This window comes from Pseudoalteromonas obscura (assembly GCF_030135505.1).
Lineage (GTDB): Bacteria > Pseudomonadota > Gammaproteobacteria > Enterobacterales > Alteromonadaceae > Pseudoalteromonas > Pseudoalteromonas obscura.
The window spans coordinates 120,524-137,520 of record NZ_JASJUT010000014.1 but is presented as its reverse complement, the minus strand read 5'-3'; the positions used below and the strand labels follow the sequence as shown (position 1 = coordinate 137,520).

The following is a 16,997-nucleotide window of genomic DNA, read 5'->3' as shown; positions in this document are numbered from 1 at the left end:
CTTTGGTGTAGATGCGGCGAAATTTTATACGCCCACGTTATCAAAGTCCGTCATAAAAACATACACCTAGGTTTGATTCATCAATCTTGTATCCGGCGTTTACCATAGTATTGCGTTACTTTGGCTCAGTATCAGGTGACTGCCACTGTTAGTTTTATAACCACAAAATAGAGGCTAACAATATGGGTGATTAAAGTGACGATAGTAGGCAGCAAACTGGGGAGCGTGTTGGTTGTTTTTAGCATGGTTTGGCATACCGCTCATGCGCAGCAACGCCAAGTCGAATTTGAAGGCTCTGCGTTACTGAGTGAACAACTATTGCCTACTCAGAAATTTGTTTCTGAGGGCAGTGAAAACATTGACGTCGACAGTGAAACTCTGTACTCAATCGATTTGGAAACAACCATACACCAGGACCAACATAGTGTCTTTATTTGGTTGGAACACAATCGGAACCAACCTGCTGATGGCGTATCTGCATGGTTGGAGAATACCAATGAAGATGCGGGAACGACGTTGGATGGTGACGATACCAGTAGAACCCAATTGTCATCTTTATACTGGCGGTATCGCTTTGCTGAGCAGCAGAGTGAAGTGATGGTTGGGCTGGCCGAAGTAAGCATGTTGTTGGATACCAATGAGATAGCCAATGATGAGGTTGGTCAGTTTCTCGCAGCTGGATTTGTCAATAATCCCTCTATCGACTTTCCTGATTATGCTCCTGCGATACGTTATCAAGGCACTATCCCCAAGGGGGATTGGCAGTGGCGTGCCTTGCTGTCAAACGCTAAGGGGTTGGCTGACAATCAGGGTAATTATGCCGATACATTCGCTCAAATTGATGGCTCAGAGGGTGTATTTATAGCGTTAGAAGGGCAAAAAAAACTGGCCAATGACACCTTGCTAACCTTAGGCAGTTGGCACAATAGCGATACTAAACGATACGGTACCTATGGCGCTTGGTACACGCAGCGAGGTGCGTTTAAATTGCACGGACGTCTGAGCCAAAGTGTCAGTTACGAGCATACTGAAGACAACTTCGATAGCGACAAAAGCCACTTTGCCAGCGCGGTCGCGCAGTATCAATACCAAGATTTTGTTTTTGCATCCGGGCTGAGCTATCTATCAAACCAATCGCGAGACAACGACTCAACTATCACGCGTATGGCAGAGTGTTATGTTCAATATCATTGGTCGGAAAACTTACACACAACGCTTTCCCATCAATGGCATGATGGTGTTGTAAATACTGAATCTCCCCTTGAGGCAGCGCCGCAATTAGTGGCTAATTGGCAGGAAGTGGTAACACTGCGTATGGTGGTGCACTGGTAACCAAATTGGTTACGCTTTGGTGTATTGTTTGGGAGGGACCCCAAACACTTTTTTAAATGCAGTGTTAAACGCACTGCTCGATTCAAACCCTAATTGCTGGGCGATCATCTGTTGAGATTGTCCAGCATTGAGCATTTCTACGGCGCGCAAAGCCCGAAGTTTTTGTTTCCATTGACTAAAGCTCATGGCAAAGTTTTTATGAAATAAGCGGTTGAGCGTGCGGCTGGAAGCGCCGACGTGCTTTCCCCACTGCTCTAATGTGACAGGACTCCCTGGATTGGCATAAAGCTCAGCAACAATAGGGTGAAGGCGTGTATCTTGAGCTCGTGGAATAAAAAAGTCACTGGTGGGGGCTTGCTCCAAACGGTCGATAAAAACATCGATAAAACGCTGGGTTTTGTCATCTAGGGTATAGTCGTCTGGCCAAGTGCATATTTCCAAGATCAAGGCTTTTAATAAATCGCTGACCACCATTGATTTGGCCTGATCTCCAAGCAGAGTTTGGTATTTTTGGTCAATGTAAACACTGCGAAAGTGCCCCCCGTACCGACAATAGAGTTCATGGCCAACATTAGGGGGGATCCAAAGGGCTTGTTGAGGTGGGATCACAAAGCTGCCTTGAGGCGTAAAAATAGTCATGACGCCATCACTAATATACGTCAACTGTCCCCAGGGGTGACTATGTTCTTCAACATGTTCCCATTGTGGCATAGTTGTGGCGCGTGGAAATACGGGCTTGCCTAATTGGCTACGCTTGAAGCGAGATTTCACACTCACCCAAGAATTATTTGTCTGTTTAGATAAGTTTTCTGTCATATTTTTGGATTTAGGCCAGTAAAAATTGAGCATATACTAGCCAGGCGTTTCACTCAATGTGCTTAGGAAAGTAAATGGAAAAACAATCATTCTTGCGGTTTACACCTTCTCCGATGAGCTTTTTAGTCTTAGCAACCTGTGTAATGGCGATGACATTTGCTGGCTGGACTGCAATGCTGAATAATTTTGCTGTTGAGGCAGCAAATTTTACTGGCGCCAATATGGGGATGCTGCAATCACTGCGTGAGATCCCGGGCTTTTTAGCATTCACCGCGGTATTTATATTACTGGTATTAAAAGAGCAAACCTTTGCGGTTGTAAGCTTGTGTCTGTTGTCTATTGGTGTTGCCATTACAGGGTTTTTTCCAACAATTTATGGCTTGTACGCTACGACAGTTTTGATGTCGATAGGATTTCACTATTTCGAAACTTTAAACCAATCGCTCAGTTTGCAGTGGTTTAAAAAAGATGAAGCAGCAGAAAAATTAGGCAAATTGTTATCGATTAAGTCTATGGCTTCGCTGGCAACATTCGCAATTATCTGGGTGGGATTCAGCTGGCTGCAAACCGACTACATGTGGATGTATTTATTGATAGGTGGCATGGGGTTAATTGTGACGATATTTATGGCCTTGACCCATCCACAGTTTATTGCTGCGGCAGGGCAAAATAAAAAGCTGATTTTACGCAAGGAATACAGTTTGTATTATTTACTGGTGTTTTTCTCTGGCGCTCGTCGGCAAATCTTCATGGTATTTGCAGGCTTTTTAATGGTTGAAAAGTTTGGCTATGATGTCGCACAAATTACCGCGTTGTACATGCTCAATCACGTGATCAACATCTTCTTGGCGCCCAAGATAGGTAGCTGGATTGGACGTATTGGGGAGCAAAAAGCACTTACCGTTGAATACACAGGATTAATTGTGGTCTTTATCGGATATGCCTTGGTTGAGTCAGCACAGGTCGCCGCAGTGCTATATGTTGTTGACCATATTTTCTTTGCCATGGCGATAGCATTGAAAACGTATTTTCAGAAAATTGCACGGCCAGAAGACATTGCATCCACTGCGGGTGTAAGCTTTACCATCAATCATATTGCGGCTGTGGTGATCCCAGCAAGTTTTGGTGTGGTTTGGCTGTATGACCAGTCCCTGGTATTTTATTTTGGTGCAGCACTGGCGGCGTGTTCTTTATTGTTGAGCCAGTTTATTTCGCCACATTTGCGCAAACTAAACGCTTCGCAAAGCTCGTAAATTTGCTGCCAATTAGCGTTTAAGCTACCGAGCATTTAATACTGCATATTCATAGTCTAACAAGATAGTTAGCTATGAGTATGCGTTATGACATCAGAGCCTTTGACCTTTTCTGTTTATGCTTGTATCCGTCGCAGTCAAGCAACGGACCAATTGGGGTTGCCCGTTAGGCACCCCTTATACCACCGCCATGCCAGTTTAGTGTTTAAGAACAATTGTGATCAGTCTAGCTATGCTTATGGGTTTGGTTTCAATGGGTTTATTCGAGAACCCGTACCAAAGCCAGAGAAGTTACTTGCCAAAGAGAGGCTTTATCGCAAGCTGTCGCGCCAAGGGGTAGAGCGCCTATTTATAAAACTCAATGATATCGATGCGGCCAGTTACAACATTGCGACTTACAATTGCGTGGACCACCTTGTGGTTTGTTTGCAAGTGCTAGGAAGACAATCGCGATTATTCAATCGCTACCGATATCTCAATAGGCGCTGGTATGGAGGGTATACATTAAGGAGAAAAGTCCTTTAAAATTTTTGCGGCTTTGGTACCAACCTCAGAGAAGTTCTCAGTGCCTTTGGTCATGGCTTTTTGTGCCTCTTCAATGACTTTAACATATTTAGGATCACCGGTAGCAAGCAATTGCGACAATGCCACACCGATGGCTGTTGTCGTGATAGTGCTTAAGTTACGCAGGTTGTCTGTTGCATCCTGCACAGCCATCGAGGTTGATTGTGCAACCGCTTGTTGTGCCTTAACCAAAGCAGCTGGTTTGTCAGCCATGTCAGTTTATCCACCTTGCGCTAGGATGAGAGCGCAAGCAGATGAGACTGACGCTGAGGTGTAAGTTTGCGCACTTTGTTGTGCTGTGATTGCATTTTGCATCATTAACCCGACGGTATCTGCTAAAGCAGAGTCACTCAGCTGGGAAATGATTTCGTCAACACTGGGGCCATTTTTATCTGACATAATTTTCGACCTCTTAAAGTTAAGGCGAACAGCCTATTAAGTGGACTGTATTTTTGTCTGCAGAGGCAGTAAATGCCTCTGTGTCGAGGCTGTGTTACTGGTCACCATCTTTTTCTGTAATGGCGGCAGCGGCACGTCCGAGTACCGCACTACCTACGGCACCTAAGGCATTCACACCTTGAATTGTTGCAGCTTGAACTGTGATTGCTGCTTGCTGTTGTGCATTGGTTGCATTGTTTCCTGCGTTGGAAAGTGCGGCCCCCATTGAAGCATAGAGGTTACCCATTGCCATCGCAGGGTTATCGGCAAGCACCTTGGTATTGACTTGGGTGATTGAATCAGTGATTTGTTTATTGACTGTAGGGTCTTTAGTCGCCATTGCGGTTTCCTTCTTCGGTTTAGTAATGGATCAGGTATTAGCCAAGGAGCTGGCTATTTATTTCACTTAGTGCGTCGCTGATTTGCTCTTCGACGGCCTCTAATTGCTTGGATACTTCTTGATTGACTGAGTCGGCTTGGGCAAATGGCGCAAGCGCATCGAGGCGTTGGTCATTTTCGGCAAGCAGATCTGCCACTTCTTGCTCTTGTTTTTCTGAGAGTGCTTGGATTTGTGCCATATGCTCTTCATAAAGCGCACTGTATTTGGCAAGTGACGTCATGGTATTTACTCCGTCTCTGTTGAGTCATCGGTTTTTGGTGGGGGATCAGCCGCTTGTGTTTTTTTATTTTTCCCAAAACGGAAAAGGTTAAAACGGGGCTTTTTCTCTTTTTTACTCGGCTCTGCCTCTGATGGTTCGGCAACCATCACTTCATCACTTTCCTCATCAGTAGGTGCTTTGTTATTGCCGGAAGCAGGGGGCGTACCCGGTGTCTTGAGTAGCCTGGCACATGCATTGGTAATGGACGCCGCAGTGGTCATTTGAGCATGCTGCTGACTGGTTACGGCGTTGTGCATGGATAGCCCGAGCGTTTCAGCTAACGTGGTTTCAGTCATGCTGGTCGCTTGTTGCGAAAAAGGCACACTGTCTTTGTCTTGCTCACTCATGATTATCTCCTCGTGAATTCAAACTGGTTATTCGCTCAACAACTGAGCAATTAATGCAACCTAGAATACGAGGTATGGCCGTTTTAAAATCGGGTAAAGTGAGATTTGATCCGGGCTTTTTTAGGATTTTGGGGGCATGCCCCCAAGGCTGCTGTTATTCTTGATTTTCATGTAGAACGGTGGCAATTTTTTCTCCAACTGCACTGAAGTTATCTGCTCCGCGACTGACGATTGACTGCGCATCTTCAATAATCTTGGAAAATTTTTCATCTCCAGTTTCAATATACTGAGACAGGGCTACACCGATTGCTGTGGTGCTCAATGTATTGAGGTTTCTAAGGTTGTCGGTCGCATCTGATAAGGCCAATGCAGTGGACTGTGCGATGGACTGCTGTGCGCTCTGCACAGCGGACTCCGCCGCGTCAGGTGCACTGTTGAGGTTTTCCATAGTTAGCTCCAAACAATAAAAAAGCTCTTAGCGCTGAATTCATCACTAAGAGCTTGGTTGGGATAGTGGATCAGTATCCTGTGTTCAAGTCGTCTGAATTCAATTAAGCGTCAGGCTCAATGATTTCTTCTGCACTGCGGCCGATCACTGAACTACCGATAGACATAAGTGAGTTGACACCTTGTACTGTTGCAGCTTGCATCGTGATAGCAGCTTGTTGCTGTGCTGCTGTAGCGTTGTGCGCCGCATTACCTAACGCTTGGCTGGTAGACATGAGTAGGTTGCCCATTGCCATAGCTGGTGTTTCACCAACCACTTTGGTATTTACCTGAGTAACCGAGTCGGTTACTTGTGCATTTACTGCATCTGCCATGATTGACTCCTGTTAATATTTTAAATTAGAAATAAAGGTTAAGATTAGGGTGATTAGCCTTTCTCGATGATACCTTCAGCGCTACGACCAACGACTGAGCTGCCGATAGACATTAATGAGTTAACGCCCTGCACAGTTGCTGCTTGCATTGTGATTTGTGCTTGTTGTTGTGCTGAAGTTGCGTTGTGAGCAGCATTACTTAAAGCTTGGCTGGTGGACATTAACAGGTTGCCCATTGCCATTGCTGGCGTTTCACCAACTACTTTAGTATTTACTTGAGTTACTGAGTCTGTGATTGCTGCGTTTACTGTATCTGCCATGATTTTTTCCTCATTGGATAGTTAATTAATCGGCCGGATTAGCCTTTGCTAAGAATTTCTGCTGTGCCACGTCCCACAACTGCAGTACCCGTTGACATCAAAGAGTTGATGCCCTGTACTGTAGCTGCTTGCATCGTGATCCCTGCTTGCTGATTACCCGTCGTTGCGTTAAGCGCTGCAGTGCCCAATGCGTGACTTGTTGACAGAAGTAGGTTGCCTGTACCTGATGCAGGCGTAGAGCCTGTGACACTGGTGTTTACCTGAGTGACAGAATCTGTCACTTGGGCATTTACACCACCTGCTGCACTTGGTGCTGCTGCCATAGTGTTTTCCTTCTATTGGTTAGATATTCGCCTTATATAAGGCGGTGTGTTTTATCCAGATTTACTGGTAAAAACTATTTCGACGCTTTGGGACCCATGCTCAGCAGCATTTCACTGGCCAATGCCGTATTTGTCTTGATAATGGCATTGTGCTGGTGTTGTGCGAGCGTGGCATTGTGCGCGGCATTACCCAATGATTGAGCGGTTGCTTGCAATAACATATCCCTAGATATCCCAGGGGCTTGCTGTGCTACCAACTCATTCAATTGTTCTAGTGCTGCAATGTCTGCCATGGTGTTACCCGTCGTTTTCAATACAGCCAGTTTAGGCATTAACACGCCTGATTAATCGGCTCAAAAGATTGAAAATTAGGGGTAAATTGGGCTCTTATGGTTGATATTTTTTTTTGTATTCGCGCGGTGACATATTGGTATAGCGACGAAAGATTTTTTCAAAGTGGCTTAAATCACCAAAGCCCACTTCCATGCAAAGATCGGTGATCCTGAGATTGGGATTGTGTTCAATGAGTTCACATGCTTTTCGGATCCGCAGCTCTGCAAGGATTTGTTTAAAGCTGCGCTGAAGAGCACGTTTGAATAAATAAGACAAGTGAGAAGGGCTAACAAACGCGTTGGCAGATAACTCCTTTAGAGAAATATCACGTTGCCAGTTTTGCATGATAAAAGAGAGTGCTTTTTGCAAGCTGGGATGATATTTCTGAAAAGGAGTTAAATTACCCGCTAACAGATGGTCAACGCACTGTTTGTTTGAAAGGCTATAGTCAGTGGTCGCAGCCAATTGAGGGTAAATCGAGGCCAGTGTCTGCTCACCTATGTTGTTTTCTTGAGCCAAAGTAAACGCGCGCAATAAAACTTTTTCGAGCTCTGCAACATTGTTGGGCCAGCGATAATTTTTTAACATCAGCTTTGCTTGTTCTGTAAGGTGCTGCTCAGGGCTTAGTTGATAGAGCTCTGAAAGTTGTTCAACCATAACCTGAATATCTTCAGGTCGCTCGCGCAGCGGCGGGATATTGAGGTTAAAAAAATTGAGCTTATGCCACAAACTGGGTAAAAACTGATCGCTATCTACCATTGCTTGGATGTTTTGTTCGCTAGAGCTTATCACGCGCACGCGCTGCAAATCGATTTTGCTGGTATAGCTGGTGGCGTTATTACTCTGTGTGGTCAGTTGCTCTAACAAGTACTTTTGCTGGGAAATAGAGAGGGCATCAATGTGGCTGAAGAATATACAGCCTTGATTCATCGAAGTGTTGATGTGGTGCAGTTTTTTTGCAAAGTCTTCTTCATCACAGCTTGCACAGTCAATTTCGTAAAAAGGATGGTGCTTGGCGTAGCTGCTAAAGTGAATTGAGCAGGCAACGTCAATGACCTCAGAGCCAGACTCTGCTTGTATGAATACCGGGCATAATTTAGCAGCTATACGCTCAATAGTTTTTTCCAAATTCAAAATTTGATCACTGTAACCCTGCAACGAGGCACTTTTACCCAAATATTGATGTGACAAGGTTTGAATAGCATTGCGTTTTACGAGTATACCTATCTGGTCAGATAAATTCGTTAATTCGGAGGGTGATGTACCGGGGAGGTCTGCGTGCTTTAACAAATTTAATGCGCCGATGCGCTTTCTTTGATAAACAATCGGGTAGCTTCGTGCACTTGTTGGTCTATGGTGCTCTTGGTCGAAAAATATATGTGTTTTAACTTGTTGGGATGAGTCTTCCACTTCTAATGAAAGCTGTTTTAGCACACTTTCAGAGCATCGTGTATTTAAGTAGCGTGTCAGTGATTGGGTTAGTGGTAACTGTTTTTTAATCGCATCTGTGGGCGACATTATGGGTGTTGTTGATTCATTCATCGTTGACTCCAAAGCAATATAACTTTTGTCTAGCGAATATCCTTTCTAAGCGAAACAACCATATTTGGTGTTTTGCATATTGGAAATTTACAAACAAGGTGAATTAAGGCCGTGGATACAACTTAAGGAATTTTATTAGTTTTCAATCGGGGTATATTACGAACTATTAATTACATATTATTACGTGAAGGTTAATTCTAGGTGTAATTATGGTGTTATTTTTGACTTTAACGCAGCAAGTTAACTTAGTTATAGGTCGGATCTGGATACTTGTAAAGAAAGGCAAGAGAGCAGGCATCACCTACTCTCTTGATATGTTACAGGGCTTTAAATCGTATTGCTGTGCCTCCGCTAGTGGCCAGTTGCAATGACAGGGTATCTTCGGCTGTGACGATTTGTTTTTGGATGTCTAATGCATACGGGTTCTGCTGCCAGTTGGCATTTTTACCATCTCGGTATATGTGTGCTTCGTAGCGCTGATCGGCTGCTAAAAAGTCTAGTTTGACTTTGATATCTCGCGCATGTTCATCGGTGATAGCACCTAAATACCAGTCTTTACCAGTGTATTTTCCACGCGCGCGTTCTTGTCGTGCAAACACCACATAGTCGCCAACCTCACCTGCCAAGGCGATACTGTTTTCCCAATCGGTTGGGACGTCTTTGATAAACTGAAAAGCGTCAGGTCTTGCAAGGTAGTTTTCAGGTAGATCGGCTGCCATTTGTACCGGGCTATACAAGACTACATAAAGCGCAAGTTGCTTTGCTAGTGTCGTCTGTGGGCGGTTTGTTTTGTCACCTAGACCGTTAAAACTCATGTCAAATATGCCTGGAGTAAAATCCATAGGTCCAGATAGCATACGGGTGAATGCTAACATAGTGGTGTGCTCTGGGGGATTTGGAGGGGTACCCCAAGCATTAAACTCTTGGCCTCGAGCCCCCTCGCGGGTTAGCCAGTTGGGATATGTACGGCGGAGTCCTGTATCCTTAATCGGTTCATGAGTATTGATACTGAGTTTATATTTTGCTGCGAGCTTCACGTTATCGAGATATTCATTGACCATAAACTGACCATCGTGCCACTCAAATCGGGCGTGTCCACGCTCATCAATACGTTTGATATTGCCGCCATCTGCGACATATCCAGTTTTAATTTGACTGACACCATTTTGCGCATACAGTTTGAATGCGGCATCCATTTGGTTGCGGTAGTTGCTGACATTGCCGGATGTTTCATGATGGCCGATAAGGCGTGCACCCACCTTTTCGGCATGGGTTTTAATGGCATTAAAATCAAAGTCAGGGTAGGGCTCGGTAAAGCTAAATACATCGCCATTAAAGAACCAATCGCCATCCCAACCAGTATTCCAGCCTTCAACTAAGACACCATCAAAACCATGCTCAGCGGCAAAGCTCAAATACTCTTTGGTTCGCTCAGTGGTTGCGCCGTGTTTATCGCCGCTCCCCCACGTGTTTTTTCCTATGTGCATTCCCCACCAAATACCGGTGTATTTTCCGGGCTCTACCCAAGAAACATCACCCAGTTTATTTGGTTCATTGAGGTTCAAGATTAGGCGAGAGTTGAGCAAGTCGGTAGCATGCTCTCCCACTTGTATTGTTCGCCATGGAGACTTGAATCGGCCATTGGTTTTGACCGCTACTCCATCGGACCATGGGGTGAGATCACTGATAAATGTACCCGGCCTGCGTTGATTGAGGGTCATGCCTGCATAGTCAACCAGAGCGGCTTCATGGATACTTAAATGCACGCCGCGTTTATTCCTAAATGTAAATGGCGTGTGGACATGTGTAGCATCGTGCAGTGGTGTGGTGTTATAGGTATATTCATAACGATTCCAACCTCTCGCAGGGATCCACCAAGCTTGACTATCACTGCTGTCGGCGACACTAAATTCAGTGAGTTCCCGGGTGATATATCTCGCATCCGCTTTATCAACTTCGTAGCGAAAACCCAGTCCATCATTAAACGTGCGGATCCGAACTCGGTATTGTGTATTTTTTTTACGTTTATCAGCAAAAGTGACCAATAGCTCATTGTGGTGATCAACAATCGTACGGGCTTCACCCCAAGGCTGTTGCCAAGTGTTGTTATGTGATTGGCGCTTAACAGCACTGATATACAAGTTGTCTCTCATTGATGGTGCTCTGGCAAAGTCAAACCCAAGCGTTGACGGGTTGATCACCGTGTGTCCTTTGAAAGCGACTTGATACTTTGGCTGTGAACCATCATCACTGATGGTCACAGTGAGCTGCTGATCCGGTGAAGAGACTTTAAAACTGGCTGCGTGTACAGTGGATGTCAATGACAATAAGCTGGCAACGAAACCTATGGTAGAGCAAAGTGAATTTGAATAGCGCATGTTTTTTCCATATAGGCAACTGGTTATGATTAGCTTACGGACAAATTTTGCCTCTCTGAATGGTTTGCATACGTATTCAAATTTAAAATGCGATGAATGCATTATTTGCGTCGTCCGGTCTATACTCAAATGAAAAATAAGGCCAGATAAGGATTGTGCTCAATGCAATTTCAGCAGCAAGTAAATAAAGCAATAACAAAGCGTGCTCGGTGGCAATACGGAGTGGCCCTAAGTGCTTGTTTGATGTCTTCAATGGGGGTGGCAAAACCATTGACACTTAACGTTACGGGCAAGGATGGGAAGCCAGTGAAAGAAGCTGTGGTGTGGTTTGAAAGTAAACAACTTACTTTGAAGCAAAACACGCTCAAGCAAAGTTATAAAATGGGGCAAAAAGATCGGGCATTCACACCGCATATCTTAGTTGTACCAAAAGGTGCGGAGGTCTCTTTTCCAAACTATGACTCGATTTTGCATCATGTCTATTCATTTTCAGCCGCACAACCGTTTGAATTTAAGTTGTACCGCGACAATCCACAATCCTTAACCTTTGGCAATACCGGTGTAGTCGAACTGGGGTGCAATATCCATGACTGGATGCTCGGCTACATTCTGGTGGTCGACTCGACCTATTTCGCGGTGACAGATGAACACGGTAAAGCTGTCATCGATATGCCAGAACAGTTGCAATCAGAATTGGTCATTAATGTGTGGCATGAAGGATTTGCCAATTTGGATCAGCCGGAGCGCAAGCAACTAAAATCGCTGCCAAATACATTTACCTTAACCTATCAGCTCAATCAGTCTTTGTTTGAGCTGAAAGAAGACTTTTCAGATGAGTTTGATGATTATGAATAACAGCACAAAAAATATCTTTGTCATTCCGTCTATGTGCGCACTGTTTGTTGGCTTTAGCAGTGTGTCCAGTCAAAGTTACGCTGGGCAGCATAAAGGGGTCGTGCAAGCAAATTGGCAATCGACGAGTGCCTACCCATCTTGGTACTCTCGAGGCGCATCAGTCAACCGTTTTGGTCAAGGTGAAGATGGGGTCAATATTAGCAGAGCGTTGGTGCAGTCTCGCTTTGAAATAGGATCTAGTTGGTCGGCGCACAGTAGCTTGCAGTACGTGCCAGATCCTGATGATAAAGTGGGGTTTACAGAGCTTTTTGTCGAGTATAAACCCGTGACAAGGGGAGCTTATCAGCCACAATTACGCGTTGGTGGCTTTTATCCAAAGATGTCGTTGGAAAATCCTGATATTGGATGGTCGTCACCCTATAACTATAGCTATTCCGCGCTAAATGCTTGGCTTGGTGAAGAACTTAGAGCGTTTGGCTTAGAGGCCAGTGTGAAGCGTAGCGGTAAACGATTAGCCAAACAGAGTGCGCATAATTGGCAGTGGCTGGCGGGTGTTTATAAGGGCAATGATCCTTTAGGCGCAGTGTTGGCATGGCGTGGCTTTGCGCCCCACGATAGACAGTCCGTATTCAATGAAGCTTTGGCCTTAAGACCAACGGCAGGATTTAGAGCGCCCCAGCTACGTAAACAGGCATGGCAAATAGAGCCTTTTACCGAAATTGATGGGCGCTTTGGCTATTATGTTGGTGCGCATTGGAGCTATCAGAACCGTCATGATTTACGAGCCTATTGGTACGATAATAATGGTGATCCCGGGGTGGTCAATTACCACACAGGGCAATATGCTTGGGATACAAAATTTTGGAGCCTAGCCTATAAATATAAGATTACAAAACGCACCCATCTCATTGCGCAAGCTATGTCAGGCAATACGGCAATGGGTTTTTCTCGGGGTGTAGACAATGATTTTGACAGCCAATTCGTCCTATTGACACACCGTTGGCAAGAATATCGGGTGAGTGGCCGCATCGAGCAGTTTAAAGTCAAAGATATGGATCATTGGGCCTTTGACCCCAATGACAGTGATGGCGGTGCTATTACTGCAACGGTTAAATGGCGATTTTCAGAGAGCTGGCGATTTGGCGCTGAATTTCAGTATCTAGAAACCAAAGTGGCCAATCGTGCTGACGATAACTTGCCAACTCGCCAAATTGAACAATTGTGGCGAGTGAGTGGAGAGTATCGCTTTTAGTTTGCGGCTGATTGATTTCAGCCGCAACGACAGTCAGCTAGTCACATAGCCTGTTGAGACCGTTAAGTGCAGCAACTCGGTAGGCTTCTGCCATGGTAGGGTAGTTGAAGGTGGTATTGACGAAATACTCGACATTATTGCCTTCTCCTTTTTGTTCCATAATGGCTTGACCAATGTGTACAATTTCGGAAGCACGCTCACCAAAGCAATGAATACCCAATATTTCTTTGGTTTTTGTGTGAAACAATATTTTTAAACTGCCCACTTCTGTGCTGGCAATTTGTGCACGAGCAAGGTGTTTAAACTGAGCTCTACCAACTTCATAGGGTATTTTGGCAGCTGTGAGCTCTTGCTCTGTCTTGCCGACTGAGCTCATTTCTGGAATGGTATAAATCCCAGTTGGGATGTCGGTGATTAAGCGTTCGTCACACTGCCCATTGGCAATCGCATTGGCAGCAATTCGACCTTGATCAAATGCCGCACTGGCAAGACTTGGATAGCCGATCACGTCACCCACAGCGTAGATATTCTCAACCTGTGTTTGGTAGTATTCATTGACGCGTAATTGACCGCGCCCATCGGCTTTAAGACCTACAGCCTCGAGGTTTAAACTATCGGTATTACCTGTTCTACCATTGGCCCACAGGATACAATCAGCTTTCACTTTTTTACCCGATTGAAGATGTAGAATAACGCCTTTGTCACTGGTTTCTACTTTGGCAAACTCTTCATTATGACGGATCACAATACCGCTGTTCCAAAAGTGATAGCTCAGTGCATCTGATATTTCATCATCCATGAATGAAAGAAGTCGATCACGTGTATTGATCAAGTCTACTTTAGCACCTAAGCCTTTAAAGATTGAGGCATATTCACAGCCAATCACACCAGCGCCGTATACGATCACCCGTTGTGGGTTGTGCTCTAGGCGTAAAATTGTATCGCTGTCATACACCCTTGGGTGATCAAAGTTAATTTCAGGTGGGCGGTATGGTCTTGAGCCTGTGGCAATGACAATGGTTTTTGCTGTAAGCACATCTTGCGAGCCATCAAGGTGAGTCACTTTGACCGTATTAGCATCGATAAAGCTGGCTTCACCTTGGAAAAGGTGAATGCGATTTCTGTCGTAAAAGCTGGAGCGCAGTGAAGACTGTTTGCCAATCACGTCACTGGCATGATTTAAAATATCTTGAAAGGTTAACCGCTTAGGACGTTCAGTAAATCGATATAGGGGATTTGCTTTATATTCAATTAATCGGCTAACCGAATGCCTAAGCGCTTTTGAAGGAATAGTGCCCCAGTGAACACATCCACCACCAACCGCGGTTTGCTTCTCTATCACGGCAACTTTGCGTTGGCTCTTTGATAAGTTCATCGCAGCCCCTTCGCCACCGGGCCCAGTTCCTATGATGATGGCGTCATACTGAAATGATTGCGGTGGTTGCTCACTGGGTTGTTGTTTGGATTTAGTCACGGCCTCGCCTTACTTGCTCAATTGGGAGGCCGTTTAGGTGCGCAGCTAGCTTGTTGCGCCTTTTAACAGCCTCGAGTTTAATGCCAACCATGCCTGCTTTTGTGTATGCCAAGCCTGCTCTAACTCTGAATATTGTTTGTGCAGTGCTGATTGTTCACACTGTTCTAAAACGGCATGTTTTTTAGCTTCGAGTAATTGCTTTTGGATTGCACAGAAATTCTGTAACTTTTTCAAAAGCAAATCATATTCTTGCTGTAACAATGTAAGCTTATCTTGTGCTAAAGGCAATTTTGCAAGCGTAACTTTCGTTTTATTCAACAAGGTTTCTGCTTTGGCTTTTTCAATGCGCTCTACTGGTGTACGTTTTAACTTACTGGCAAGGCCTAGGTAAGATAAAACACCAATCATCCACTTGGTTGGATCGTAGTGGTACCAGCGGATCCCATTACGGTAGTCACTGGCGAAAATATGATGGAAGTTATGATAGCCCTCACCATATGTGAGCAAGGCTAAGAAACCATTATCTCGGGCGGTATTTTTTTCGGTATAAGGGCGGCTGCCCCAAATGTGCGCCAGCGAGTTAATGAAAAAAGTGAAGTGCTGCGACAAAACTAAACGTAATACACCGGCAAGCAACAGCATGCCAATGATATCACCGAGTGCTAAGCCAAGTAATAGTGGAATACCAATGTTGGTGAGCAGAACCAATTTGAGGTAGTGCTTGTGTTGCCACATAACGATCTTATTGCGCTGTAGGTCTCGTGCATTGCTGTAGTCGCCATAATTGTCACCTTGGTAGTCACGCAGCATCCAACCTATATGGCTATACCAAAAGCCACGAGTTGCGGCATACGGGTCTTTCACAGGATCATCGACTTGACCGTGATGAACGCGATGATCACTACTCCAATGTAAGATGCTATTTTGCAGCGCAAATGCACCACCAAGTGCAAAAATAACCTGGATCACGGGATGTGTTTCATAGGCTTTATGTGCCCAAAGGCGGTGATAACCAGCGGTGATCGACATGCCAGCGTAAAACATACATGCGATAAATGCGACCCAATGGGTGAGCGTATAACCGTACTCATAGCCGTACCAAGGTACCAGCGTGACGGCGGCTAAAAAAGACAGACTAAAAAATATCACATTAGTCCAAATAAAAGGCGGTTTTTTCATTTTTAAAATCTCAGCGTACACTTGTACGCTAAAATAGTATTTCATTCTTGTGCCGTCAAGTATTAGACTGCCCAATTAGCGTATTGAGTGAAATAAAGTAGGGGGCATTGATGTCAGGTGTGCGTGCACAACAAAAACAAAAAACTCGACAAGCATTGATTGAGGCGGCATTCAATCAGCTCAGTGCTGAGCATAGCTTTTCTAACTTGAGCTTACGTGAAGTGGCACGAGAAGCGGGGATTGCGCCCACGTCTTTTTATCGTCATTTCAAGGACATGAATGAATTGGGGCTGACCCTAGTCGATGAAGCGGGACTTACACTAAGACAGCTAATGCGCCAAGCACGAAGGCGCATTGCCAGTGGTGGCAGTGTCATTGATACATCTGTGCAGACATTTATGGAGTTTATCGAAACGTCTAGTAACCAATTCCGGCTATTGCTGAGAGAGCGATCGGGCACCTCCCCCGCGTTTCGCGCTGCCGTAGCCAGAGAGATAAAGCATTTTATATTGGAGTTGGCTCATTATTTAGAGTCTGAAACTAAAGTCGATGCGCATCACGCTTATATGCAGGCAGAAGCAATGGTGACTTTGGTATTTAGCTCAGGCGCAGAGGCGCTTGATCAGGATCAGCAGCAACGGGCAGAGCTAACTGCCAGACTGATATGGCAGCTGCGTTATATTGCTAAAGGTGCGGCGGGTTATCAAAAGAACCACTCTTAATTTCGTTAAGTGGTGACTCGGCAGCCTCTAGGGTTGTGAAAAAACCTAGCAGGCTCATATGCATGCAAATGCTCATTTGCGATCACGGCATATTCAGTAAGAATACGGCTTCTCTGGATGACAGTGTAATTTTGAGTACAATCCCAGATAACTGCAGTACTTTCCCTCACTTGTCAATTTAATTAATAGCAATATTGTTATTTTCTGTCTTATTTAAATTTGTCCCTGTATCTAAAACTTGATTTTGTTGCCTTTTTTGCGTTTCCTCCGGTGGTTTTGTTTGCTTTTTGTTAATTTTGGGTTTATCAAAAATTAATTTAATGATGTTTTTTGCTCATTTTGATGTAATTACTCTATACATCCAAAGAGTGCTGTAGTATAAATTATGA

General features: G+C 44.8%; 21 protein-coding genes. 6 read left to right on the top strand and 15 right to left on the bottom strand.

Annotation, left to right across the window (positions count from 1 at the left end; translation table 11 throughout):
• The first annotated feature begins 195 nt into the window (after positions 1-195).
• Positions 196-1,332, top strand: a complete 1,137-nt coding sequence (locus tag QNM18_RS24265) for a hypothetical protein (protein WP_211012867.1) — start codon at positions 196-198, stop codon at positions 1,330-1,332.
• Between the two features lie 9 nt (positions 1,333-1,341).
• Here the strand turns inward: QNM18_RS24265 and QNM18_RS24260 are convergent, their stop codons facing one another.
• The gene (locus QNM18_RS24260; RefSeq protein ID WP_284138664.1) at positions 1,342-2,148 is read right to left on the bottom strand and encodes an AraC family transcriptional regulator; all 807 of its coding nucleotides are present in this window, start codon (positions 2,146-2,148) and stop codon (positions 1,342-1,344) included.
• Between the two features lie 74 nt (positions 2,149-2,222).
• Here QNM18_RS24260 and QNM18_RS24255 point away from each other — a divergent pair, with 74 nt between their 5' ends.
• Positions 2,223-3,401 (top strand): MFS transporter, encoded by a 1,179-nt coding sequence (locus QNM18_RS24255; RefSeq protein WP_284138663.1) that lies wholly within the window; start codon positions 2,223-2,225, stop codon positions 3,399-3,401.
• Between the two features lie 87 nt (positions 3,402-3,488).
• Positions 3,489-3,926, top strand: a complete 438-nt coding sequence (locus tag QNM18_RS24250; protein ID WP_284138662.1) for a hypothetical protein — start codon at positions 3,489-3,491, stop codon at positions 3,924-3,926.
• On the opposite strand, the gene QNM18_RS24245 is transcribed toward QNM18_RS24250, so the two are convergent.
• From QNM18_RS24245 to QNM18_RS24190, 12 genes are all read right to left on the bottom strand, one after another.
• Positions 3,906-4,178 (bottom strand): RebB family R body protein, encoded by a 273-nt coding sequence (locus QNM18_RS24245; protein ID WP_023401220.1) that lies wholly within the window; start codon positions 4,176-4,178, stop codon positions 3,906-3,908. The two genes, QNM18_RS24250 and QNM18_RS24245, sit on opposite strands and share 21 nt — an antisense overlap.
• Positions 4,179-4,184: 6 nt before the next feature.
• Positions 4,185-4,364, bottom strand: coding sequence for a RebB family R body protein (locus QNM18_RS24240; RefSeq protein WP_023401221.1), 180 nt, complete (start codon positions 4,362-4,364; stop codon positions 4,185-4,187).
• Between the two features lie 94 nt (positions 4,365-4,458).
• Positions 4,459-4,743, bottom strand: a complete 285-nt coding sequence (locus QNM18_RS24235) for a RebB family R body protein (RefSeq protein WP_211012865.1) — start codon at positions 4,741-4,743, stop codon at positions 4,459-4,461.
• A 37-nt stretch (positions 4,744-4,780) separates the two neighbouring features.
• Positions 4,781-5,023, bottom strand: coding sequence for a hypothetical protein (locus QNM18_RS24230; RefSeq protein ID WP_023401223.1), 243 nt, complete (start codon positions 5,021-5,023; stop codon positions 4,781-4,783).
• 5 nt (positions 5,024-5,028) lie between these two features.
• Positions 5,029-5,409: a RebB family R body protein gene (locus QNM18_RS24225; RefSeq protein WP_211012864.1), complete on the bottom strand. Its 381-nt coding sequence runs from the start codon at positions 5,407-5,409 to the stop codon at positions 5,029-5,031.
• A 154-nt stretch (positions 5,410-5,563) separates the two neighbouring features.
• Complete coding sequence (locus QNM18_RS24220; RefSeq protein ID WP_023401225.1) at positions 5,564-5,857, bottom strand: hypothetical protein; 294 nt, start codon at positions 5,855-5,857, stop codon at positions 5,564-5,566.
• A gap of 103 nt (positions 5,858-5,960) precedes the next feature.
• The gene (locus QNM18_RS24215; RefSeq protein ID WP_023401226.1) at positions 5,961-6,230 is read right to left on the bottom strand and encodes a RebB family R body protein; all 270 of its coding nucleotides are present in this window, start codon (positions 6,228-6,230) and stop codon (positions 5,961-5,963) included.
• Between the two features lie 53 nt (positions 6,231-6,283).
• On the bottom strand, positions 6,284-6,550 hold the full coding sequence (locus tag QNM18_RS24210) for a RebB family R body protein (protein ID WP_023401227.1): 267 nt from the start codon (positions 6,548-6,550) through the stop codon (positions 6,284-6,286).
• A gap of 38 nt (positions 6,551-6,588) precedes the next feature.
• Complete coding sequence (locus tag QNM18_RS24205) at positions 6,589-6,873, bottom strand: RebB family R body protein (protein ID WP_023401228.1); 285 nt, start codon at positions 6,871-6,873, stop codon at positions 6,589-6,591.
• 74 nt (positions 6,874-6,947) lie between these two features.
• Positions 6,948-7,205 (bottom strand): RebB family R body protein, encoded by a 258-nt coding sequence (locus QNM18_RS24200; protein ID WP_023401229.1) that lies wholly within the window; start codon positions 7,203-7,205, stop codon positions 6,948-6,950.
• A 55-nt stretch (positions 7,206-7,260) separates the two neighbouring features.
• On the bottom strand, positions 7,261-8,748 hold the full coding sequence (locus QNM18_RS24195; protein ID WP_284138661.1) for an AraC family transcriptional regulator: 1,488 nt from the start codon (positions 8,746-8,748) through the stop codon (positions 7,261-7,263).
• Between the two features lie 317 nt (positions 8,749-9,065).
• Positions 9,066-11,126, bottom strand: coding sequence for a glycoside hydrolase family 97 protein (locus QNM18_RS24190; RefSeq protein ID WP_284138660.1), 2,061 nt, complete (start codon positions 11,124-11,126; stop codon positions 9,066-9,068).
• 162 nt (positions 11,127-11,288) lie between these two features.
• Here QNM18_RS24190 and QNM18_RS24185 point away from each other — a divergent pair, with 162 nt between their 5' ends.
• Positions 11,289-11,981 carry a cupredoxin domain-containing protein gene (locus QNM18_RS24185; protein WP_247687529.1) on the top strand — a complete coding sequence of 231 codons (693 nt, stop codon included), beginning with the start codon at positions 11,289-11,291 and terminating at the stop codon, positions 11,979-11,981.
• Positions 11,974-13,233: a hypothetical protein gene (locus QNM18_RS24180; RefSeq protein ID WP_247687528.1), complete on the top strand. Its 1,260-nt coding sequence runs from the start codon at positions 11,974-11,976 to the stop codon at positions 13,231-13,233. The genes QNM18_RS24185 and QNM18_RS24180 overlap by 8 nt, the downstream gene beginning before the upstream one ends.
• Positions 13,234-13,270: 37 nt before the next feature.
• Here QNM18_RS24180 and sthA read toward each other — a convergent pair whose 3' ends face one another.
• On the bottom strand, positions 13,271-14,707 hold the full coding sequence (sthA, locus tag QNM18_RS24175) for a Si-specific NAD(P)(+) transhydrogenase (protein WP_211012860.1): 1,437 nt from the start codon (positions 14,705-14,707) through the stop codon (positions 13,271-13,273).
• 45 nt (positions 14,708-14,752) lie between these two features.
• A complete protein-coding gene (locus tag QNM18_RS24170; RefSeq protein WP_284138659.1) occupies positions 14,753-15,886 on the bottom strand; it encodes an acyl-CoA desaturase in 1,134 nt (377 codons plus the stop codon).
• Between the two features lie 110 nt (positions 15,887-15,996).
• On the opposite strand from QNM18_RS24170, the gene fabR reads away from it, so the two are divergent.
• The gene (fabR, locus tag QNM18_RS24165) at positions 15,997-16,608 is read left to right on the top strand and encodes an HTH-type transcriptional repressor FabR (RefSeq protein ID WP_211012859.1); all 612 of its coding nucleotides are present in this window, start codon (positions 15,997-15,999) and stop codon (positions 16,606-16,608) included.
• Positions 16,609-16,997: the final 389 nt, after the last annotated feature.